A 970-nucleotide genomic window follows, 5' to 3' on the forward strand; every position below is an offset into this window, starting at 1 on the left:
GGGTGGGTTCCCGACGGGCGGTCAGCTCCCCGAGGGGTAACCCAGCCGCTTGTCGACGGTGTTCGGCGGCGTCCCGCCCGCCACCCACAGCTCGAAGGCGTCCTGGAACCGGTCGGCGAGGTCCTCGTGCCAACCGAGGGTGTCGCCGCTCATGTGGGGGGAGACCAGCAGCCCCGGCGCGTCCCACAGCGGACTGTCGGGCGGCAGCGGCTCCTTTGCGAAGACGTCCAGCGCGGCGGCGGCCGGCCGTCCCGACCGCAGCGCCGCGATCAGGTCCTCCTCCACCACGTGCCCGCCCCGCCCGATGTTGACGAAGCAGGAACCGGGCCGCATCCGGGCGAAGGCGGCGGCGTCGAACATCCCCCGGGTGGCGTCGGTGAGCGGCGCCGCGCAGATCACCCAGTCGGCCCCGGGCAGCAGGTCCGGCAGGGTGTCGGCCGCGTGGATCCGGCCCACCTCCGGGTCGTCCTCGCGCCCCCGGCGCCCCACCACCTCCGCGTGGACCTCCAACGCGCCGAGGACGCGTGCGATGCGCCGCCCGATGGGCCCGGAGCCGACCACGACCGCCCGGGTGCCGGCGACCCTGCGGGTCTCCCGGTGCTCCCAGCGGTGTTCCCTTTGACGCCGCCAGGTGCCGGGCAGGTCCTTGGCGACCGCGAGCACCAGGCCCGCCACGTACTCGGCGATCGGCCCGTCGAAGACGCCCCGGGCATTGGTCACCACGGTGTCCGACTCCACCAGTTCGGGGAAGAGCAGCCGGTCCACCCCGGCGCTGGCGGTGTGGACCCAGCCGGGACGGGGGCCGGGGCCGGGCCAGCAGCGGCGCACGGCGTCGGAGGTGAAGTCCCACACCAGCAGCACGTCGGCCCCGGGCAGGGCCCCGGCGAGTTCCGCGGCCTCCACCCGGGTGATGTCGGCGCGGCCCGCCAGCCGGTCCAGGCGGGGGGAGGTCGACATGCCGGGCCCCTCC

1 protein-coding gene is annotated in these 970 nt (G+C 76.0%); it reads right to left on the reverse strand.

The genetic code is table 11. The features are described 5' to 3' along the window. Nucleotides 1-21: 21 nt before the first annotated feature. Nucleotides 22-957 (reverse strand): D-2-hydroxyacid dehydrogenase, encoded by a 936-nt coding sequence (locus tag FNQ90_RS24850; RefSeq protein WP_182608386.1) that lies wholly within the window; start codon nucleotides 955-957, stop codon nucleotides 22-24. Nucleotides 958-970 lie beyond the last annotated feature (13 nt).

Source organism: Streptomyces alkaliphilus, assembly GCF_014141535.1.
Classification (GTDB): Bacteria; Actinomycetota; Actinomycetes; order Streptomycetales; family Streptomycetaceae; genus Streptomyces; species Streptomyces alkaliphilus.